The sequence below is a fragment of the Bacillus sp. AK25 genome (assembly GCF_048270685.1).
Taxonomy (GTDB): domain Bacteria; phylum Bacillota; class Bacilli; order Bacillales; family Bacillaceae; genus Bacillus; species Bacillus altitudinis.
Map to the genome: position 1 here is coordinate 3360933 of NZ_JBLUWC010000001.1, position 21651 is coordinate 3382583.

Annotated in this window: 22 protein-coding genes; 7 read left to right on the forward strand and 15 right to left on the reverse strand. The window is 42.1% G+C overall.

Going from position 1 to position 21651, the window contains the following annotated elements; all coding sequences use genetic code 11:
- The 7 genes from ACNO7B_RS17425 to ACNO7B_RS17455 are packed head-to-tail and all read right to left on the reverse strand — an operon-like array spanning window position 1 to window position 7143.
- A complete protein-coding gene (locus ACNO7B_RS17425; protein WP_417901768.1) occupies window positions 1-1029 on the reverse strand; it encodes a glycosyltransferase in 1029 nt (342 codons plus the stop codon).
- Window positions 1026-1766, reverse strand: a complete 741-nt coding sequence (locus ACNO7B_RS17430) for a cytidylyltransferase domain-containing protein (RefSeq protein WP_017360114.1) — start codon at window positions 1764-1766, stop codon at window positions 1026-1028. Before ACNO7B_RS17430 ends, ACNO7B_RS17425 begins: the two co-directional genes overlap by 4 nt.
- Window positions 1756-2880: an N-acetylneuraminate synthase family protein gene (locus tag ACNO7B_RS17435; RefSeq protein WP_025208172.1), complete on the reverse strand. Its 1125-nt coding sequence runs from the start codon at window positions 2878-2880 to the stop codon at window positions 1756-1758. The genes ACNO7B_RS17430 and ACNO7B_RS17435 overlap by 11 nt, the downstream gene beginning before the upstream one ends.
- Window position 2881: 1 nt before the next feature.
- Complete coding sequence (locus ACNO7B_RS17440) at window positions 2882-3757, reverse strand: GNAT family N-acetyltransferase (protein ID WP_417901769.1); 876 nt, start codon at window positions 3755-3757, stop codon at window positions 2882-2884.
- Entirely contained in the window at window positions 3754-4932 is a 1179-nt protein-coding gene (locus ACNO7B_RS17445; protein ID WP_017368269.1) for a DegT/DnrJ/EryC1/StrS family aminotransferase, read from the reverse strand. The genes ACNO7B_RS17440 and ACNO7B_RS17445 overlap by 4 nt, the downstream gene beginning before the upstream one ends.
- A gap of 21 nt (window positions 4933-4953) precedes the next feature.
- Complete coding sequence (locus tag ACNO7B_RS17450; RefSeq protein WP_417901770.1) at window positions 4954-6366, reverse strand: CDP-glycerol glycerophosphotransferase family protein; 1413 nt, start codon at window positions 6364-6366, stop codon at window positions 4954-4956.
- A 6-nt stretch (window positions 6367-6372) separates the two neighbouring features.
- A complete protein-coding gene (locus ACNO7B_RS17455) occupies window positions 6373-7143 on the reverse strand; it encodes a glycosyltransferase family 2 protein (RefSeq protein ID WP_017360119.1) in 771 nt (256 codons plus the stop codon).
- Window positions 7144-7318: 175 nt separating this feature from the next.
- Between ACNO7B_RS17455 and ACNO7B_RS17460 the strand changes: the two genes are divergently transcribed.
- The 3 genes from ACNO7B_RS17460 to ACNO7B_RS17470 all read left to right on the forward strand — a co-directional run bounded on the left by ACNO7B_RS17460 (window position 7319) and on the right by ACNO7B_RS17470 (window position 9508).
- A complete protein-coding gene (locus ACNO7B_RS17460) occupies window positions 7319-7993 on the forward strand; it encodes a YIP1 family protein (RefSeq protein ID WP_007497779.1) in 675 nt (224 codons plus the stop codon).
- 223 nt (window positions 7994-8216) lie between these two features.
- Window positions 8217-8759 (forward strand): spore coat protein GerQ, encoded by a 543-nt coding sequence (gene gerQ, locus ACNO7B_RS17465; RefSeq protein WP_007497781.1) that lies wholly within the window; start codon window positions 8217-8219, stop codon window positions 8757-8759.
- Between the two features lie 131 nt (window positions 8760-8890).
- Complete coding sequence (locus ACNO7B_RS17470; protein WP_007497783.1) at window positions 8891-9508, forward strand: cupin domain-containing protein; 618 nt, start codon at window positions 8891-8893, stop codon at window positions 9506-9508.
- A 42-nt stretch (window positions 9509-9550) separates the two neighbouring features.
- On the opposite strand, the gene ACNO7B_RS17475 is transcribed toward ACNO7B_RS17470, so the two are convergent.
- From ACNO7B_RS17475 to ACNO7B_RS17485, 3 genes are all read right to left on the reverse strand, one after another.
- Window positions 9551-9922 carry a DUF423 domain-containing protein gene (locus ACNO7B_RS17475; protein WP_003215282.1) on the reverse strand — a complete coding sequence of 124 codons (372 nt, stop codon included), beginning with the start codon at window positions 9920-9922 and terminating at the stop codon, window positions 9551-9553.
- A gap of 67 nt (window positions 9923-9989) precedes the next feature.
- Window positions 9990-11300, reverse strand: a complete 1311-nt coding sequence (locus ACNO7B_RS17480) for a purine/pyrimidine permease (protein ID WP_007497786.1) — start codon at window positions 11298-11300, stop codon at window positions 9990-9992.
- Window positions 11301-11333: 33 nt separating this feature from the next.
- Window positions 11334-11666: a YwdI family protein gene (locus ACNO7B_RS17485; RefSeq protein WP_008343634.1), complete on the reverse strand. Its 333-nt coding sequence runs from the start codon at window positions 11664-11666 to the stop codon at window positions 11334-11336.
- Window positions 11667-11838: 172 nt separating this feature from the next.
- On the opposite strand from ACNO7B_RS17485, the gene ACNO7B_RS17490 reads away from it, so the two are divergent.
- Window positions 11839-13197, forward strand: coding sequence for an aldehyde dehydrogenase (locus ACNO7B_RS17490; RefSeq protein WP_035702455.1), 1359 nt, complete (start codon window positions 11839-11841; stop codon window positions 13195-13197).
- A gap of 26 nt (window positions 13198-13223) precedes the next feature.
- Here ACNO7B_RS17490 and ACNO7B_RS17495 read toward each other — a convergent pair whose 3' ends face one another.
- On the reverse strand, window positions 13224-13910 hold the full coding sequence (locus ACNO7B_RS17495) for a uracil-DNA glycosylase (RefSeq protein WP_017360124.1): 687 nt from the start codon (window positions 13908-13910) through the stop codon (window positions 13224-13226).
- Window positions 13907-14734, reverse strand: a complete 828-nt coding sequence (locus ACNO7B_RS17500; RefSeq protein ID WP_035702458.1) for a glycosyltransferase family 2 protein — start codon at window positions 14732-14734, stop codon at window positions 13907-13909. The genes ACNO7B_RS17495 and ACNO7B_RS17500 overlap by 4 nt, the downstream gene beginning before the upstream one ends.
- 127 nt (window positions 14735-14861) lie before the next feature.
- Here ACNO7B_RS17500 and ACNO7B_RS17505 point away from each other — a divergent pair, with 127 nt between their 5' ends.
- The 3 genes from ACNO7B_RS17505 (at window position 14862) to ACNO7B_RS17515 (ending at window position 17749) form a co-directional block, all read left to right on the forward strand.
- On the forward strand, window positions 14862-15167 hold the full coding sequence (locus ACNO7B_RS17505) for a general stress protein (protein WP_417901771.1): 306 nt from the start codon (window positions 14862-14864) through the stop codon (window positions 15165-15167).
- A 126-nt stretch (window positions 15168-15293) separates the two neighbouring features.
- Window positions 15294-16103, forward strand: a complete 810-nt coding sequence (locus tag ACNO7B_RS17510; RefSeq protein WP_008343648.1) for a bifunctional hydroxymethylpyrimidine kinase/phosphomethylpyrimidine kinase — start codon at window positions 15294-15296, stop codon at window positions 16101-16103.
- A gap of 791 nt (window positions 16104-16894) precedes the next feature.
- Window positions 16895-17749, forward strand: coding sequence for a helix-turn-helix domain-containing protein (locus tag ACNO7B_RS17515; protein WP_056704120.1), 855 nt, complete (start codon window positions 16895-16897; stop codon window positions 17747-17749).
- Between the two features lie 378 nt (window positions 17750-18127).
- On the opposite strand, the gene ACNO7B_RS17520 is transcribed toward ACNO7B_RS17515, so the two are convergent.
- From ACNO7B_RS17520 to ACNO7B_RS17530, 3 genes are all read right to left on the reverse strand, one after another.
- Window positions 18128-18382 (reverse strand): hypothetical protein, encoded by a 255-nt coding sequence (locus ACNO7B_RS17520; protein ID WP_008359596.1) that lies wholly within the window; start codon window positions 18380-18382, stop codon window positions 18128-18130.
- A 188-nt stretch (window positions 18383-18570) separates the two neighbouring features.
- Window positions 18571-20028: a glycoside hydrolase family 32 protein gene (locus ACNO7B_RS17525; RefSeq protein WP_017360128.1), complete on the reverse strand. Its 1458-nt coding sequence runs from the start codon at window positions 20026-20028 to the stop codon at window positions 18571-18573.
- Between the two features lie 19 nt (window positions 20029-20047).
- Window positions 20048-21436, reverse strand: coding sequence for a sucrose-specific PTS transporter subunit IIBC (locus ACNO7B_RS17530; protein ID WP_008345474.1), 1389 nt, complete (start codon window positions 21434-21436; stop codon window positions 20048-20050).
- Between the last annotated feature and the right edge of the window lie 215 nt (window positions 21437-21651).

Genomic DNA, 21651 nt, shown 5'->3' on the forward strand with positions numbered 1-21651 from the left:
CTACACATCCTTATGTTCTTTTTGGTGTGAATTCATGAGGTGTATAAGAATGTTTTTCACTCGTTCGATTCCTTTTCCATCAATGAGTGAACGTCCATTAAGATGAATGCTTCTGCGGAGAAAATAGCTGTCAGACAGTTTTTGAACAGCTTGCAACAGGTCTTTTTCTTCCACAAGGTCACCTAATCCAAGGTGAAAACAAGCTCCTTTTTGCGCAAACATGCTCGCTGTCACTGCTTGGTGGTCTACTTGCGATAGGACAATGCTGGGCACCCCGATACAAATTACCTCATATAACGTCATACCGCCTGCTACGATAGCCACATCAGCTTCTGATAAAAGAACCGGTAGTTGATCTGTATGTTGAATGAATTGGATATGTTCCGCCTCTACTTGCTCTTTGATGTGAGAGGCTTTTCCTGCGACCGCTAAAATGTCTAGGTGATTTGTTTGAAGAAGCGCCGATACAGCCTTTGATAACAGGCCGCACGGATCACTGCCACCAAGGCTGATGACCACCTTTTTACATTCTTTCCGAACCTCATATGTGTCTTTGAATCGATTAATCTCGTGATCTAACAATAAATAGGGCGTTCCATGATAAAAAGCCGTGCCATTAAGCTGCTCGTGCTTCCCGTCCAGACCGCCATAAATGCCGTTTATGACCGTGTCTGCAAGCTGACAGGCTTCCTCTCTTTTTTCCTCAAATAAGACCAGCCTCGCACTGCCACAGGAGTCTTTGATCGTTTGAAGAAACTGAAGATCACAATCAAGCACATCTATGACTAAAAGGTCAGGCTTTAGCTTTTTGATGTCTTGTTGGACCTGGAGAAGCGCATTCGACTCATGCACCATGTGAACGTACCACTCTGGGTGCGAAAGCATTTCTACACAAATCTGATCATTTGTATAGAAATATAGGTCGTTCCCTTCTTGAAGCAGTTCTTTTGCCAAACGTTTCATTCTGACGACATGACCCATTCCTCTTAAAAAACCACCATAAACAACAATCATGATTTTTTTGTTCATTCAGCATCCTTCTGTCTCACAGATTGATTCAAACGAACAATGTCTGGATGTTGTTCACAGATGGAAATGAGCTCAGCTGTCGGCACAGCAATAGAACCACCAGCTTTCTCTAGTAAACGGGTAGCAAACACATAATCTTCTTCTGTATCAATCGTGAATCGATAAGCAGGATATGCAAGTTCTTTGGGCGGTGTGAATAATTGAAGGGAAAATTGCTCGGGATGCTTTCTGATATACAGCGTGACATGCTCACGTTCTGAATAAGTGAGGGGAAATTTGTCGATTTCACATAAAATAGATGCTTCAATCATTTCCCCGGAAATACCGAGTGGTGTTCCGTTCGTATATGTGTAATCAGCCTTTTCCTGTCTATGTTTTTCAAGCATTTTCGACAAAAGCGAAGGATCTATAAATGGATTGTCTCCCGTTAAACGTACGACCGTTTTAGGTTCAAATTGGCGGACAATCTGCGCAAACCGCTCAAGCACATCTGCCTCACTGCCTCGAAACACCTTATAGCCCTTTGACATACAATATTGAGCCAAATAGTCATCCTCTGGCTCGACCGTTGTGGCAATCATAAGGTTTTGCATGTTGTGATGGTAATCATCTGATTGCTTCACCCGCTCCACAATCAAATCAATCAGCGCCATGCCGCCGATCGGTTTCATCACTTTTTTGGGCAGTCTTGTTGACCCCATCCTAGCCTGAATGACAAAAAGCACATCATGCATCATCATGAGACTCCTGCGTGAGTACGTCTTTCCACGAAACGCCTGTATGAGCTGGGATGTCTCTCACAGCCTTTGTGCCAAGTAAAATTGGCATATATCGCGGATGCAATCCCTGATTTTTTTGTCCGGGGCGCAGCACGGCTACATTTTCTGACGTGAGGGTCTCACCCTTTGCAATGCCTTTTGTCGTAAAAATTCCTCGATACGCAAATTCTCGAATCTGTCCTTCAATGGCTGTTGTCGTTTTATAAGAACTGCCAAGAAGCTCCTCTGGTAATGAATGAACGTCTATTTCTGCTTGATTCCGCTGCTTTTCTGCCGCTCGAATGTGCTGAACCATTTCCTTTAATTCTTCAGGATCAAGAGCAAAGGAATGATCCGCTCCGGGTAATGTTTTATCTATTGTAAAATGTTTTTCAATCATTGCTGCCCCGAGCTTCACAGCGGCTACTGGCGCTTCCGTCGGGTGTTCACTATGATCTGAGAAGCCAATGACTGCTTCAGGGAAAGCGGATCTTAAGGTTTGAATCACCCGCAGGTTCGTATATGCTCTAGGCGCTGGATACTTTGCCACACAATGCATGATGGCGACTTGCTTATTTTGCTGGCTCGTAATCGTTTCGTATGCTTCATGAACATCTGCAATGGTGGCTCCAGCTGTTGAAAAAATGATCGGCTTTTGAAAAGAAGCCGTATGACGCAAAAGAGGCAAATGGTTGATTTCATAGGATGCCAGTTTAAAAGCAGGCGGATTCGTTTGATTCAATAAATCAGCCGATTCTTCGTCACACACGGTGCTTAAAAACATCAGTCCTTTTTCCTTACAACGTGTCAATAAGACAGGCAGCCATTCTGGCGGCAGCTCCATTTGTTCCACTAAAGAAAAAATAGACACTTCTTCTCCTTTGGCCGTTTCGTATAACCCCGGTTCCTTTTGATACATCCGATCCGCTTGAAACATTTGAAACTTCACCGCATCAGCCCCTGCTTCTTTTGCCACATCAATTAAAGCAAGTGCCTGATCCAGCTTGCCATCATGGTTAATGCCTGCCTCTGCAATGATAAAGACAGGCCCATCATCTCCCACTTTGCGATCTCCGATATAGAAATGCGCCATCTTACCTCTCTCCTTTTTTCGGCCACACATGGTAATACAAAAAGGCATTTGTTGTCCTAAACCCCATCTTTTCGTACAGCTGGATGGCTGTCGTATTATGAAGCTGTGTCCCCGCAGAAATGAAGTGATGCCCTCTGTCATGAGACACTTTCATCATCTCAATAAACAGCTTTTTTCCGATCCCTTTTCCTTGAACATCCGGTCTAATCGCAAAAAGCTCAAGCCCCATCTCATGCCCCTTTGTCATACCTTGAATCAAGCCAACCACTTCAACATTTACCTTAGCAACGAGGTTGATATCTGCGCGTCCGAGTAGGTTGTTTCTCATCCACTCCTGATAAAAATGCTGAACAACACGCTGGTCTAAATATGGGTCAAGGGCATAACGGCTTTTCACAAAAGCCTGATCACCTAGTAAGACCGCCTCATCGTAATCCTTCTTATCTGGCACACCCATCACCACATCTTGATCTGATGATGGCATCTCCATGAGAGCAGGCGGTGCCTCAAGCCTAGTGAGACCACCGACATAATACACATGGGATAGTTTTTGAACAATGCGGTTTTTTTCAAGATCAGCTGCCTCAAGACGTAAAAAGAAAAAATCACATTTTTCTGTTCTCATCCAATTGATGAATCTCTCCATCAATTCTTTAAAGAGCTGCGCTGATTCAGCTTCCACAAACTTCACATGAAAAATATGCTTGTCAAAAATGCCGCTCTCCCATTTGGACCATTCGTATAGCAGCACTGCTTTGAGCTTAGCGCCGCTGACAAGAGCAAACTGCTTGAATCCTGCCATGCGTTCCGCTTCATGACCATATGTTTTCAGCCAAGTTGCCAGCACCTGATCGTCTATTGCATGAACGACTTTCATGAAGAGGCCTTCTTGTCTTTTAAAATTGACACGACTGCGGTGATGACATCCTGCACATCTTCATCTGTCATACTTGGATAGAGCGGGAGCGAAAGCGTTCGTTTGTAATAAGTGAGTGCCTCAGGGAAATCCTCTGGTGAATGGTTGAAGGTCTCTTGATAATATGGATGCAAGTGAACGGGAATAAAATGAACACTCGTGCCGATTTTATATTCCTTTTGCAGCTGATCAATCATGTCATCGCGTGTGATCAGTGCTTCTTTTGGATCAACTTGTAGCACATATAAATGCCACGCATGTCTTCCCTCATCATGTACAGGCGGCAAGATGAGACCAGCTTCATATTGAAATGCCTGATTGTATGTCTTCGCAATCTGTTCTCTGCGTGTCTGCATCTCCTTCAACCGGCTTAGCTGAACGAGCCCTAACGATGCTTGCACGTCAAACATGTTCATTTTATAGCCCGGTTCCTCGACCTCGTAATACCATGTTCCCTTTTCTCCATAACGATTCCACGCTCCCTTACTCATGCCATGGAGCGCCAGCCTTCTGATTCTAGCTGCAAGGGCATCATCATTTGTCGTCAGCATGCCGCCTTCACCAGTCGCTATGTTTTTCGTTGCATAAAAGCTAAAAGCGGTCGCATCACCAATTGATCCAATCGGTTGATCGTGATAGGTCGTATAAAGGGCATGAGCGGCATCCTCCAGCACGAACAAATCATACTTCTTGGCAATCGCTAAAATTTGGTCCATATCACACGATTGACCAGCAAAATGTACAGGGACAACCGCTTTCGTATGTGGTGTAATGGCCGCTTCTAATTTTTTCGCATCTAGATTGAGTGTCGCCGGATCAATATCCACGAAAATAGGGGCTGCCCCCGTATGGATGATCGTATTGGCTGTTGCGCAGAACGTCAGAGGCGTTGTGATGACCTCATCACCAGCTCCAATGCCTCTCGCCTTTAACGCTAAAAATAGAGCAGCTGTACATGAATTCACTGCTATTGCGTGCTTCGCTCCAGTCAGCTGCCTAAACTCTTCTTCAAACTGTCTCACTTTTGGTCCGGTGGACAACCAGCCGGACTTTAATGTTCCAATGACTTCATCAATTTCTTCCTGTTCAATAAAAGGCAGTGCATAAGGAAGAAATTGTGCTCTCTTTTGTCCCATATCGCTTGCACACCCCTATCTTCATCTCTGAAAATCCACGCCTGTTTTTGTTTTGAGCAGAGAAAGCAGAACATCGGTCGATTGTGCATGCGGATAATGTTCTTGAATGAAACGAGCCCCTTGCTGTTTCGCCAGCTTCATTTCTTGTTCATCCGATAAAATACGGATCGCTTTCTCGGCCAGCTCAATAGGGTTTTCCATGTGGCAGCTGCCAAGCGACTCGTAATAAGGGTATCTTCTGCCTTCTGTCATTTTTCCAATCAGTACACTCTTTTTAAAGAGCATTGCTTCCAGACCAACTGTTGATGTGAGCGTAATGACCATATCCATATACGGCAGGAGGTCATACAAGTCGATCTCTTTTTTAATTAATCTCACATGGTTCCCCGCGCGCTCAATCGCTGTATAGTCATTTAAACGATTTCGAGCGATTTCCCACGGGTGCGGCTTCATAATCAGCTGAATGTCTTTCCGTTTTGCAATCGTTTTAAGAATATCACCGTAAAAGGCTTCTGAAAACGGCTGTGTCGCCACGAGCACAGTCTTTTTGGCAGGGTTGAAGTTCAATTTACGAAAGACCACTTCCTGTTGAAGCGGTGTTCGCTCCTGCACCAAATCAAATCTCGGGTGACCTGTGATCTCCACCTGCTCAGGCTGACAGCCTTTATCTACATACCAGTCCTTTTCATATTTTCCAAACACTCCGTGGCAGGTGGTGAAAATCGGCAAAAAGGCTTCGTCTCCCATGAGCGCACCGTGCTGAAGACAAATACTTGTGAGATGGCGCTTCACGGTTTGCAAGGCGAGCACACGGCTATAAGCATCCTCCGTCGTACCAACCACTACAGCTGTGATAGGCTGCATCTCAAATAGCGTTTCTATTTGGTCAATCACATCAATAAATTGCACAATGTCCTTCCGAAGCTTTTCTCTAAAAAAGACATTGCCAAAGACAGGATGCTGGGCGTAAGGTTTCAATAGAGCATTTGCTTTTTCAATATATTCAACATGGGCTTCTTTATTAACCTCTCCGGCTAATTCCGGCTTGCTGATCACCGGTAATCCGAAATAATCAGCCTTCTTCCAGCGCGCGAGCACCACTGTTTGGTTCGGATGAAACCGCGTGTAATTTTGTTCAGTAAAACGTAAGTGTTCAAAGTGAAGCAGCACCTTTCCATGACTCGGACGATAAGGGGTACGCTTGATTTGCTGTTTATGCTGATCAAAAAAGGGCTGAATGTCTTGCGGCTTTGGACAAGTCGTTGTCAGCTCTTCACCAAACGCCTCATCTTCCATACGTTCCCTCACTTCAGGACTGATGTATTGATAAAAATTACTGATTAATCCAAGGGGTATGTGGCGATAGGATAAGTCTTTCATCAGATTCACATACTCAAAGTACACTTGCCAATAATGATGAATATAATGCGACACTTAAGGTCACCTCCCATGTCTTTGTTTTAATATATGGCGGAGCTCCCTGCAGGTAGACTGCGGAGGAAGTGCTTGAATAAAATCGCTTTTCTCTTCTTCTGCCAACTGATAATGAATAGACTGTTCTGTGATGTAGTTTGTATCCAATACCTCATCAAAAGGGTAGAACGGATAAAAGTGATTTAATCTAAAAAAGAACCGGGCATCCCCTATTCGATAAAAATGCGGACTCTCGTCCCAGTAGGATCCAAACTCAGCACGAATCTTTGTTAAAATGGATGCACGATGTACAACCGAGCAGTGATCAATGGCACAAGGTGCATTCCACTGCACCGTTTGCGCAGGTCGAATCGTTTCCTTTACTGGCTCTTTTTCGCTATTTAAATAGATAACTTTTGAACTAGAATAGACAATTTCTTCATTCGGACGAGCATCTAAATATTTCGTGAGCTTCTCTAAACGGTCTGGTGCATAGACATTGTCATCTGTGGCATAGGAAATATACTCGCCCTTTGCCTGTTCTAATGCTTGATTAATGAGGACGGCATAGCGTGTTTTCGCCGTTCTTTCCTCCAGCGTTTTCACCCCGCTTTGGATAAAATGGACGCGTGGATCTTTACGGAAAGGCTCAATAGCAGCAAGGGTTTGTTCGTTTGATCCATCATCCATGATAAAAAGTTCAAGGTCTGACAAGGTCTGCTGCAGCACCGCTTCAATTGATCTGCCAACGTAGGCCGCTTTGTTGTAGCTCGTCATAATGACCGTTACTTTCGTCAATGTTTTCACCTCGGTCTCTTTTAAACTATGGTTATCATATGTGTCTCCTCTTAAAGAGACTGTAGAGTGACCTATTTTTTATAAAATTGGATTTTTTTCATGATCTATCTTTGAAAAACGTAAAAATTTTGGTAATATAAGTAATCATTTATGTGTATTAAAGGAGTAAAGAACATTGGAGTATATGAAGAGTGATCTCTCCCAAGAAGAGGAAGCAAAAGGTTTTTTTCGATTCTTTAAAATTTTTGTCGCGACAAAAACGATTATTCGCTCATATGAACATACCTCTATTCCCATGTGGCTGATGATACTCCTTGCAAGTATCGCTGGTACAAGCTGGATGTACGAAGGGTATTTTAGTGAGTATATGGGCAATCATATTCCATATCCTTTTATTCTGTTACACGGAGCAGGTTTTGGTATTTTAGTAGGCAATTTTCTTCTATTTTTCGGTTCATTCATTTTACAGTGGTTAGGACGACTGTTTTTTGGCAGTAAAGCGCCGTATCGAGATGTGCTTAAAGCTTGCACACTGACGGTCATTTTCCCTTCCACCTTATTTGCTCTTACTTGGATTTTTACTGTGGGGTTACTTGGTCCGTATACATTTGTGAAAATCTCACCCTATTTAGACCAGCACTATGAAGTATGGTATTATCTCAGCGTTTTACCACTGGTTGATGCGTATACCAAGGCATGGATATTTGGGATGGCTGTTTTAGGCCTTGTTGCTGTGATGAAGCTGAGAATATGGCAGGCCTTTATCATTGCCATCGCACCGATCGCCTTATTTTTTCTCATTATGACCCTTCTCTATGACGTCCAGCGAGCTATGAATTGGTTGATGTAAAGAGGCATTCCTTAGATTGTTGGAAACCTTTGCAGTCTAGGCAGTACGAATACGGGGTTTGTCTGAATACTGAGGAACTGCACAAAGCAGTTCCTTTTTTTCGTTCAATGTACATATTCTCTCTTCCTGTCTCATAGTGTGAAAGAGAAAAAGAATGCTATGGAAACAACAGGCGCTTTTCTGCCTTCTGTTTAGAACACCATGAGGAAAGAGGAGGAACGTTATGAAATTGAAAAATCAATTTGGGCAAGGTTCGGGTTTCGAAGGTCAAGATTTTCGCCAGCAACAATATGGAGCAAATCCGTATCCTGCGCAGCAGATGGGTTATTCAGTCCCTCCCCAAACGCAGGGTCAAATGCAAGGTCAAATGCAGCAGGGGTATTCGCCAATGCCGTCTACTGGTACTTCACAAGGAGGCCAAGGTGGGCAAAGTGGCGGGCAGCCCTATCAAATTCCTTCTGGACCGATTTATCAGCAGAACGTCACCGGTCAGCTGCCGCTTGAGCAGTCCTATATTGAAAATATTTTACGATTAAACCGCGGCAAAGTAGCCACGATCTATATGACGTTTGAGGCAAGTAAAGAATGGAACTCTAAGATTTTTAGAGGGGTCATTGAGGCCGCAGGACGTGATCACATTATCATCAGTGATAACAAAACAGGGACACGATACTTATTGTTAACGATCTATCTTGATTACATTACGTTTGATGGGGAAATTCAATATGACTATCCATACTCGATGTCTACGTATTCTCCGAGATAACCTCAAGTTCATATCAACAGCAAGGTGCAGACGCCCTTGCTTTTTTCTTTTGTCTAGGTTTTTGACACACCTTCGGGGGAAGGCTCATAAGATGCCTAGTAGTTTTTATTAAACGCCTAGAGGTGACATCAATGACTGTTGAGCTGGATTATACATCGCCGAATGTCAAATATTCATTTGATTTGAATCAAAGCCCCCTTGTGAAATATGACCAACACAACCTGATTAATGTTTTAGGAAAAAAACAATTAAATTCGCTCGATCAAGTATCTCTGCTGGATATATATTTGAGTAAAAGCAAAGTAGTAGAGCCTCATTATCATCAAAATGCTGCCGAGCTTGTTTATTGTATCGCCGGCTCTGCTGCTGTATCCATGCTGAACCCTTTTACAAAAAAGCTGTCCACCTACACCATTACCCCCGGGCAGGTAGCCAATGTGCCACAAGGCTGGTGGCATTACGAAGTCGCCTTACAGGACAAAACCCATTTGTTAGCCATTTTTAACGCATCGACACCAGAAGTCATCTTAGGTTCAGACCTTCTAACCCTCACGCCTTCTCACATCATGGCACATACTTATTGCATGAACGAAACGCAGTGGAAACAGGCGACGCAGCCTGTGAAGCCTGGTGTGTTTATCGGACCTTTCTGCCACCGGGAGGAAGAGGCACAAACTCACCCTGTCCCCCCTTCCCACTATGTACCTTATTATCAAGCACCTCCGAACTATTCTCCTTATTGGAGTTAAGAAAAAAACCGATGCCCCTATGAGAGCATCGGTTTTCCTAGCTTATAAATTTTTTGCTGCTGCAATCACTAGCATGATCCAAGAAGCGATAAATGCCACTCCGCCAATTGGTGTAATGGCACCTAATATCTTCACCTGAGTCAAGGCAAGCACATAAAGGCTTCCTGAGAAGAAAAGAATGCCTGCCAGCATCACCCAGCCAGCGGTCGGCACTAGGGAAACACCTGACAGCTTATCTGCCAGAAAGGCGACAATAAACAGGCCAATGGCATGGAACATCTGATATTGAACCCCTTTATTCCATATCTCAATATACTTTTCAGGAATTTTCCCTTCCAGTCCATGTGCACCGAAGGCTCCAAGACCAACCGCAAGCATGGCGTTAATGGCACCTAATATGAAAAATAGTTTCATTCGTCATTCTCCTTATCTCGTCAATTATGTTTATCATAGCGCGGGTATTATCCAACATTCAACTTTCCTATGATGCTGACACGAGATTGTCGGATTTCTTCTTCTTTCGCAGCAGCACTTGATCGACCACAATTGCAATCAGCGTGCCAAGCACAAGACCATTGCTCAATAAAGAAATCAGCACAGGATGCATGCCTTTCAATGCCCCCTGCGGCACAAACATTGCGCCCACGCCTGCTAAAACAGCGATGCCAAGCACAAATCGAATGCGCGGGATGTCTTCTTTTTCATACTGATCGAATTCAGACATAGCAATCCCAATCATAGAAGAGAACACCACAAAGTTCACAGCCAGCCCCACAGGTGAAGGCAATGCAGAGAAAAAGCTCATCAATAATGGAAATAAACTAATGAGGACAATGAGCAGACTGCCAAGGAAAAATGGCTTTCTCGATGGAATTTTGGTTGTTTGTATAAAACCCGCTGCCCCTGAAATAGGAACAGGCGCAATCGCACCAATCAGTCCGCTCAGCAAATGACCAAATGCGGCGACAAAACCAGCCGGTCTGGCTCGTTTCCGCTCACGCAGTTCACCAAATGCCTTGACGGAACTTTCCACAATTCGAATACTTGCCAACATATTCACAATGAGTAAGATCGTAATAAAAAAGGACGTGACAAGCAGTCCACTGTCAAAGACCGGCATGCCAAACGGAAACAGTTTTGGAAACTCAATGATCTGCTCAGGAATGCGAACAGGCTTCGCTAGTCCGAGTAAAGCAAATAACAGCCAGCCGCCTGCAAGTGCAAATAACACAGAAAACTGTCTTAAATAATGCCATTTTGAGCGGCTGATCATGAAGGTGATGACAATAATCAAGATCGATAGACAAAAGACAAGCCCATCTACCTGATTTCCCCGATAGCCGATCCCCATCAGCCCTTTCATGATTGGCTGACTTAACTGCACAACAAGCAGCAGCAAATAAATACCTGTGACAACCGGCGTAAATAAAGACGCAAGCCAATTAATGATTTTAAAAAGACTAAAAATAAAAAAGAACGCAGCACTAAAAATTAACGCCCCTTGTAACGCTTGCAAGGTTTCAGGATATGTAGCAAAAATCGTCCCTGTCATGCCTGCATAAAGGGTATATACCCCCCACCACAGCCCTGCTGGACTTTCATTGATCGGCAGCATATGACCGCATAAACACTGCACCATCGCCACAAGTCCAAGTGAAAAGAATGTACTCTGAATCAGTTCCGCCGACTGCACTTGATTTAATTCAAATGCTTGTGCAATCGCAATCGGCACAGCAATAGAAGCTGCGATAAAAAATGCCATCCACTGAATGGCGCCCAAAAATAGTTTCAACCCGATCACCTTCCCTTTGTCGTGACAAGACCATTAAAAATCAAAAATAGAGTCACCGTTGCCATCTTTCTCTTGTTGACCCTCTTCTTTATGCTGAAATTTCTTTGCACCGCTAGTGCCCATCAATTTCTCTAGCATGGCTTGATCCGTAGACACAGCCGGTGCAGATGGTGTCTGTATAGATGGAGGTGGTGAAATAACCGAAGACTGCGGCATTTGCACCTGTGATGATGTGTCGAGAATGACATCACATAGTGAAGAAATGACCGCCGCTTGACGTTTCACCTCTTCATCATTTCCACTTTGTTTTGCTTTTTGAATGGCTTCCTCCATTTTTTGAAGCAGACTTGATATATGAATATTCAAGGGTAGACCCTCCAATCTAAAAAATTCGTTTTCCAACATTATTTTACCAAATGAACAAACCGAATGGGCTCATTTTTTCAAAGCTGTGTGCTTCTGTTCCTCTTATTTGACCCTTACCCAAGATTCACACATAATAAAAAAGAAACAATATCGTCTTTGAAAGGACTGAAAGATGAGCAAACTCACTGAACTCATTCACAAACAAAAAAACGTGCAAACACCAGCGGTTCAAGATCGAATCCGTCTTCTTAACGATTTAAAAAAAGCCATTAAACATCATGAAAAGGACATCTTACAAGCCTTAGTCCATGATTTACATAAATCCGAACAGGAAGCCTATACAACAGAAATTGGCATGGTATATGAAGAGATCAATCATATCGTCAAACATCTTCACAAATGGGCCAAACCATCTCGCGCGAAAACACCTCTGACCCATATCGGATCAAAAAGTATGATCATTAAGGAACCGTACGGAAGTGTTCTAATTATTGCCCCTTGGAACTATCCTTTCCAATTGGCCCTTTCGCCATTAGTTGGAGCCATTTCTGCGGGAAATGCCGTTACTTTAAAACCGTCAGAATTAACGCCGCACGTCTCAAACGTGATTGGCACGATTGTGGAAAGCGTGTTTCAAGAAGATCTTGCAGCGGTCGTTGAAGGCGGTGTGGATGTCAGCACAGAGCTTCTGAAACTGCCTTTTGATTATATTTTCTTTACTGGGAGTGTAGCCGTCGGCAAAGTCGTCATGGAAGCGGCCGCAAAACATCTCACACCTGTCACACTTGAGCTCGGCGGAAAAAGTCCATGCATTGTCATGCCTGATGCAGACATCAAACTCGCTGCAAAACGAATCACCTTTGGTAAATTCACGAATGCTGGTCAAACATGCATTGCACCAGACTATTTACTTGTTCATGAATCGATCAAAGAGGACCTATTACGTGAAATGACGACCTGTATCCGTGACTTTTACGGGGACCAGCCTGAAACAAATCCGCATTTCGGAAAAAATGTCAGCCAGCGTCATTTTGATCGACTTTCAAAATTTCTCTCAAATGGCACGATTGTGACAGGTGGACAGCGCAATGAACAAGAGCTCAAAATCGCACCGACCATTTTAGATCATATTACATGGGAAGATCCTGTGATGCAGGAGGAAATTTTCGGACCTATTTTGCCTGTCATCACATTTGACTCTCTTCAAGAGGCAGCTGACATGATTAAGGCAAGACCAAAGCCGCTCGCTCTTTACTTATTTACAACGAATAAAAAAACAGAAGCCTATATTCTAGACAACCTCTCATTTGGCGGGGGTTGCATCAATGATACGCTGATGCATGTCGCCACTCCATATTTACCATTTGGAGGCGTTGGTGAAAGCGGCATCGGACGATATCATGGAAAAGAAAGCTTTTTCACCTTTACACATGAAAAAAGCGTCCTACGCCAGACCAATCGCTTTGATTTTTCTTTCCGCTATCCAAATGCGAAAAACGGACTCGACATTGTCCGCAAATTTTTAAAATAAACAGGACGAAGGGATTTTCCCTCGTCCTATTTTGATTCAATATCCTTAATACACCAGTTGATTTCATCGATCCCCATTTGCTTTAAATAGGCGTTTACTTTTGAGAACGGACGGCTGCCAAAAAAGCCGTTTCTTGCAGAAAAAGGACTTGGATGGGGTGATTCAATGATGTAATGCTTGCTTTGATCAATTCGTTCTTTTTTATTTTGCGCATGTCTGCCCCAAAGCACAAAAACGACTGGCTGATCTCGGTCATTCAGGACGTCGATGACGCGGTCTGTCACACGTTCCCAGCCTTTGCCTTTATGCGAGTTCGCTTCTCCTTTTCTTACAGTGAGCACAGTGTTTAACAGCAAGACACCCTGCTCTGCCCAGCTGACAAGCGAGCCATGGTTAGGGACCGGACAGCCGAGGTCATCCTTTAGCTCCTGAAAAATATTTCTCAAAGATGGCGGATGCTTGACACCAGGCTGAACAGAAAAGCTTAATCCGTGTGCCTGTCCTGGGCCATGATAAGGGTCTTGTCCCAAAATCACGACCTTCACATCTTCATACGACGTCAAATGGAGGGCACGATAAATGTCATCTGGCTTTGGAAACACGATCTGCGTACGATATTCTTCCTTTACCCACTCACGTAATTCCTGATAATATGGCTGTTCAAATTCACTTTTCATCACAGCCCACCAGCTATCATTTAAAAATGGCTTCATTGCGGTTGTCCTCCTTCTGTCTGCTGTGCCAATCTTGAGATCATCGGTTTTCCATCCCATACAATCTCACTCTCTGATTCTCGATTTTTCATCGCTGGTTCTTCTAATAGGACAGCAAAATTCGCTGTCGGCAAATCACCGAGCCCATGCTTTTCACTCAGATCATCTAAATAGTTCTTCCTTGTTTCACCAAGATCACTCGACTGATTGCCCCCACCATCAAAGAACGCATAGATCACACTGGCAGCAGGCACTCGTTTGGCTCGTGCATGCTGCGTAACACGCAGGAAAAAGTCCCAGTCCCAGTAGTGATGCATCGCTGGATCAAAATAGCCGATCTCATCGTGAATGCGTCGTTTGTACATACTGCCAGAAGGAACATATGTAGAAAAAACACGCATGTCCTCAATGTCCGCTGTATAAGCAAACAAACGTCTTGATACTGGAAAACGAGTCGCACCTCGTTCTTCAAACGAAACAATTTCCGCATCCGAAAAGACAAAATCAGCGTCTTCCAGCGCCTTGCTCATACGTTCAATATGACAAGGTGTAAAATAATCATCGTCATCACTCAGCATAATGACGTCACCTGTCAGCTCACGCACGCCAACATTTCTTGCGTTCACATGCTGGACATTCTCATCTAAATGAATCAAGCGGATTGGCAGCTCTGGATAGAGTTCCTGAATCACGTCCACTCGCTCTCCTGCATCATTTACGACCACAATTTCAAAAGGCTGTACGCTTTGTCTCGAGATGGATTCAAGCAGCTCACACAATGCGCTCAGCCGGTTATGTGTCACAATTAGTAAAGAAATCTTCATATCGGCCTAACTCCTTTAATAGATTCGTCTTTTTCATTAAAACATAAATCGGCTTTCTTCTCATGATATAAAAGGCGGTTTGATTGATCGAGAAAATGGGAATTTTTGATGAAAAGGAGTGATGATGATGGAATTTTTCACAGTTGAGAATAGTAAAGAAGCCAAACAGACGATCGAACAGATACAATCAGCAAAGGACGATGTGTTTGTGTTTGCGTATGACCCCGAACGCTCTGATACCGTTACTAAGTACACGGAAGCAAAGAGCATGACAGCTGTCGATCAAGGGATTTTAGATCAGATCGCCAATGTCATTCGCACCAGAGATGATGAACTGATGGCCAAAATCATGTCGACCGGTGCCGATCAAGAATTAGCCTTAACGCTTTTAGAGGAGCTGAAAAAAGGGAAATTGGTGATTTGTAAAAGATAAAGAATGAGGCGTTCCATGAAGAGTGGAACGCTTTTTTATGCCGTTTCATTGTGATAAATGGAAAAGCTGATTATAATAAGGGATAGAACAGTAACTGTTACACATCACATTGGAGGTTCAGCAACTATGTCTATGAATAAAGCACTCACCATCGCAGGTTCGGATTCAAGCGGCGGTGCAGGTATCCAAGCAGATTTAAAAACGTTTCAAGAAAAAAACGTCTACGGGATGACAGCTTTAACCGTTGTCGTTGCAATGGATCCTCATAACAACTGGGATCATCAAGTGTTTCCAATCGATACATCAACCATCCGCGCACAGCTCTCAACGATCGTGGAAGGCATCGGTGTAGATGCATTAAAAACAGGTATGCTGCCAACAGTTGACGTCATTGAACTCGCAGCTGAAACGATCAAAACATATGAGCTGAAAAATGTCGTCATTGATCCTGTTATGGTATGTAAAGGTGCGAACGAAGTCCTTTACCCAGAGCACGCTGAAGCATTGCGCGAAAAGCTCACACCACTGGCAACAGTTATCACACCTAACCTTTTCGAAGCAGGTCAATTAAGCGGCATTGGCGAGATCAAAACGATGGAACAAATGGAAGAAGCCGCAAAACGCATCCATGAACTTGGTGCAAAATATGTGGTCATCACTGGCGGCGGTAAGCTAAGCCCTGATAAAGCGATTGATTTGCTTTATGATGGACAAACCTTCGAACGCCTTGAAACAGATAAGATCGACACAGAATACACACACGGTGCAGGCTGCACATTCTCAGCCGCAGTCACAGCTGAACTAGCCAACGGCTCAGACGTGAAAGAAGCCATTTATGCAGCAAAAGAATTCATCACAGCTGCCATTAAAGGCTCTTTCCAACTAAACGAATACATCGGACCAACGAAACATTCCGCACATCGTTTGGACAAATAAGGGGAAAATTATCGCAATAAACCATATGTATAAATAAATTTCAAAGTAATTTATAAAACTTACAGAGCGTATTGATGTGTAAACTAGTCATTCCTTTAATATTGCACAATTCATCAACAGTTGAACCCCCTTTTTATATTTGTTGCATTCTATATGTAATAAGTCAATTTTTGGGGTTCAACTTATATCAGTATTACAAGCCTTCCGCTCAGTCATTATAAGAGTTCTTCCACTTAGATATTTTCTGAAATCTCCTATTTTTATAAACTCCGAATGTTCCATTCATTTGATTTAATCAATCTTAATTCGTTTTGATACTATCTTTTCCAAAGATACCTTTCCACATCTTCCGTGGAACATAGAGTTCACATAAAGCGACAATTTTTGGTACTCTTTAAGTCGAACTTCTCCTGATTTCATCTCGTAGCAGTTATTAATATTAGGCGAGAAATCATCATCACGACAAATATTCTTATTTCAACCCGCAAAATAAACACAATTTCAATACTCAAATAAATATTAAACCAAGGTCAAGAAAAATAAGAAAAATAGTCGCCATTATGAATACATATGATGTTTTTCTATCTTCATTCCAAAAATAAAAAATTAAAATAAAAGATACTATTGTAGTGATTAAAGCCCAAATTATCATTTAGTCAACTCTCCTCTATATTTGTAATGCTGTTTATAAATAGTTCTCTACGCTTTTTTCAATTTCCAGGATTTATTATATTATGGTATGAACCATTCATAACATTTTAGTCAAATAAGACTGAAAGGGGACATTAAAATTGCTTAACAATATAGGACAGACTATGCGATCAATTAGAAAGAACAAAGGATATACTCAGCATTATGTTTCTAGTGGTTTGCTATCACAAAGTGCTTATTCAAAGTTTGAACTACATCGAATCGACATACTTGCGTCATCTTTTATGGCTTTACTGGAAAAAGTAGACGTTTCTTTAGATGAGTTTCACTATATTATGAACGATTTTCAATATACTCGAAGGCAAAAGTTTATTAACGATTTTTTTCGTACGACTTTCAATCATCCGAACAAATTAAGACAATTGATAACAGAATCTGAAAGGTTGCTATCAGATTCGGAGGACCAATTGGTCAGTGATATTCAATGTATTTGTACAGCTTTAATAGTGCTTCATGAAACGGGTAGTATTGAACAAGCTTGCAATCACGTAGATACTGTTTGGGAACGTCTTTCTAAGCATGAAAATTGGTACCTGATTGATATTAGACTGATAAACTCTATACTTTTTATATTTCCTATAGAAACCGCTATACATATAGCAAAGAATGCATTGAAAAGACTTAATATATATAAGAATTTTCAAGATACTTATAAAATTGAAATTAATATTCGAGTTAATTTTTCGCTTCTTTTAATAAAATACAATAAATTTAAGTCGGCATTAGTTGTATTAGAAGAAGCAATCCCTCTCTGTAAAAGACATGGTGCATACAGGGAGATGGCAATCTGCTATGGTCGTAAAGGGATATGTCTAAAAAACTTAAACATGGATTCACCTGAAGAGTATACTGAAAAAGCTGTAACAGTCCTTAGTATACTAGAGGAAAAAAAACTAGAAGAAATGTTATATACGGAGATCAAAAACTATTATTAAAGCCATAAAAATAAATTCCACAATTCCATAAGATACAAAATACAATAATTGATCTCACTTTACTGGATTGAAAGTGGGTTCAAGAAATACATAAAAGAATTTCAAAAAATAATCCTAAGACAGACCTTAGGATTATTTTTACTATCTACTCATATATTAAATAAAATATGGATATCAGTTCTCTGTTTTGAGAAGAATGGTTATCCTTCCGCATTGTAATGTTTCTTGCACTTTTATAACTCATATACATTAAATATTCTATCTACAAATTTCTATTATCTTCATACATTAAGATTTAGAATAAAACTGACATAGATAATCTTTAAATAAAAAAAGCATACCCGCTCCCAGGTACACTCTTTCACCATAATTTTTCACCTACTTTTGCTGATCAGATTCTTTCGCCATTTTTCGAATAAAGGCTTCAATGGATTCAACAAATAAGGCATATTCTTTCATTTGTTTATACGTATCTGACAGCTTCTCTTTTAATTCTTCCTGCTCTAGAGAAGGTTCACCGAGAATAGATTGGACTTGAATTAGCAATTCTTTATATTCTTCACGTTTATCTTCAACATGATCTGCCATTGTCTCCAAGCGTTTTCTAGTCGTCGGCTGCTGTTTTGAATTCAAGTAAACAACCCCTTTTTGTCCTACCGCATTTGGATAAACGTCAGCCTCAGCTGTATATATTTTAAAATGATACCATAATTGAACCTGTTATCATATATGTAAAACGTCATCAAACCGCTTCAGGCCAACCTTGTATATACATGATATAGGCTTTAAGATACAGGCTGATCTCACTAGAAAAAAGCAGATCATTGATCTGCTTCTTTTTGCAAATGCCACGTCTTCAATTTAAGCTTCGTTTCATTTCTACCACTGATGGAGATTGATTTATTTCCCGGGGAAGGAAAGTAACGTGCAGTAAATACTTCCCGGCCTCCGTTGACAAAAATCTCAATCGATGATGCATCAATAAAGATATGCAGATCCTGTAATTCATCAATTTCTACTTCACGAACTTCCTTTGTTCGATCTTCAAATCGATCTCGCTCTAATGTTAGTTTGCCTTCATCTTTATCATAAATGATACGAGCAGCAGCACGGATACAGCATTCAAATCCTTTTTGTGTTTCAATTTGATCAATGAATACCTCTGCGCTCGTCAAATCTTCAACAGGAATGGAGTGAACAGATCGTTTAACGTGAAAAACATGCTCCTGCTCATTTGTCCGCATAGATCGAAGTTCACTTACCGGCTTTTGAATAAGACGTCCTTCATCATCTAAACGAAGCTCTCTCGGAATCGTCAAACAATGGATCCATTGATAAGAGACAGTTGGATGATGCTCTTCCCCTTGATCTGGTACACCCATCCATCCCATTAAAATGCGTCTGCCCGATTCATCTTGGAAAGTCTGCTGTGCATAAAAGTCAAAGCCACGATCCAGCTCCTCAAACGCTCCATGCGTATATTGGTAGGTACGATCATCGAATGTACCAACAAAATAACCAGATTGATGTGTATTGTTGTATTTAAATCCATCAGGCTTCAGCCCCTGTGGTGACACGATCAATACATCCTGACCGTCTAATTCAAACAGATCTGGACATTCCCACATGTATCCGAAATGGTCTAATCCATTCTTTCCACTGCCTGCAATAATGCCTTGAAACGTCCAATTGTCTAATGTATCAGATGTGAATAAAACAAGATGTCCTTTGAGATCTTCACTTTGTGCTCCAAGGACCATGTACCACTTTCCATTCCGCTTCCACACCTTCGGGTCACGAAAATGTGCAGTGAATCCCGCTGGCAAAGTCGCCACGACACCTTTTTTCTCAAAATGAACCCCATCCTCTGACACAGCTAAACATTGATATGTCTCACGATTCCCTTGCTCGTCACGGACATTTCCGGTATACATCACGTACATACGACCATCGTCAATGACTGCACTGCCAGAATAACAGCCATTTTGATCAAACCAATCACTTGGCGTGAGGGCAGCCTCTTCATGCTGCCAATTCACTAGATCGGTTGATGTGTAGTGACCCCAGAATTTTGCCCCATGTCCTGTTTTAAATGGCTGCCATTGATAAAACACATGGTAGACTCCCTTCCACTGAATCAATCCATTCGGGTCATTTAAAAGACCGACTGGCGGCATTAAATGGAAGTTCTGACGGTACACATCTTTTTTCACCAAATGCTCATAGTTTCGAATACGATCTGTTACCTTTTGACGAAGTGCTGCGTCCGTTGTTGTCATCACTGTGACCACTCCTTGATTATTTTTCGACTTCTTTGACTTTAAAGATGATGGTAAGAATAAATGAAACAGCAACAGCTATTAACATACCAATAACATAATTTACCACATTTTGTAAACCAAATGGAGCTGCAATGGCAATCATCGGAATCCCTGTTAAACCATAAGCGTTGGCGGCTACCTTCGTGAAGACGACAAACGCCCCGCCTAATGCACCTCCGATCATTGCAGCAATAAATGGCTTACGATAACGAAGATTCACACCGAATATGACCGGCTCTGTAATACCTAAGAAAGCAGAAAATGCTGCTGGTAAAGCAATTTCTTTCGTTTTTGCACGCTTTGCTAAGAAAAAGACCGCTAGCCCAGCTCCGCCTTGAGCGACGTTGGACATGGCCCAGATCGGCAGCAAATAATTCCGTCCAATATCATTCAGAAGTCCTGCCTCAATCGCATGGAAGCTATGATGAACACCTGTCAGTACAATTAAAGAATAAGCACCTCCGAAAATCAGTCCAGCTAAGAATCCTGCATGGTCATAAACATAAGTGAGTGCATTCGAGATCCCTGTACCGAGCATTCTCCCTAGCGGTCCTACAGCAATAAACGTCACAAATCCAGTCACAATCACCGTCACAAACGGCGTCACAAGTAAATCAATACTGTTCGGCACAACTTTTCTTAAGTTCTTTTCAATCACGCACATGATATACACAGTTAATAACACGGGAATGACCGTTCCTTGGTAACCAAGAAGCGCAATATCAAAGTTGAATAGATGCATATATTCTGGTTTTGCGTCTGTCAGTCCCCATGGATTCAGCAAGCTCGGGTGAATCATAATGCCCCCAATGACAGCTCCTAAATATGGATTTCCACCAAACTCTTTGGCTGCACTAACCCCAATTAAAATCGGTAAAATGATAAAGGCAGCACTTGAGAACATATCTAGCATTTGGAAGATGGCAGAGCTTGGATCAGCCCATTTGAAGGCTTTCATCATACCTAATAGGCCCATTAATAAACCGCTTGCTACAATCGCTGGAATGATTGGTACAAAAATATTCGATAGCGTCTTGGCAAAACGTGCAAGTGGATTCATTTTTTGCTTCACGGCTTCATCATGGCTGGCTGGTTTTTGATTCTCGTCGTCTGCCTCAAGACCCGCCTCACGCGCAAAAGGCTCATATACTTTGTTGACAGAACCTGTTCCAAATATGATCTGGAATTGACCCGAGCTTGAGAAGGCACCCTTCACACCCTCAAGTTCTTCAATGGCATCTTTGTCAATCAACGCCTCATCTTTCATCACCAATCGGAGTCGTGTGGCACAATGTGTTGCGCTAATGACATTTTCTTTGCCGCCTAATAATGTTGTTAATTCTTTGGCTGTTTTTTGATAATCCATGTTGTCTCCCCCTTTTTTTAAAACAAAAAAGACCTAAAATTCACTAACGATGAAAGGACATACACGTCCCCTCGTTACGCAAATTTTAGGTCTTGCCTGCCTGACAGTCACAATCCCACGATATTGGTTTTTGATTACGCTTTCATCATAGTATAAGAGCGTGACCTGCGTCAACCTATTTTTTCGAATCAAATGACCCATATACACTAATTAGA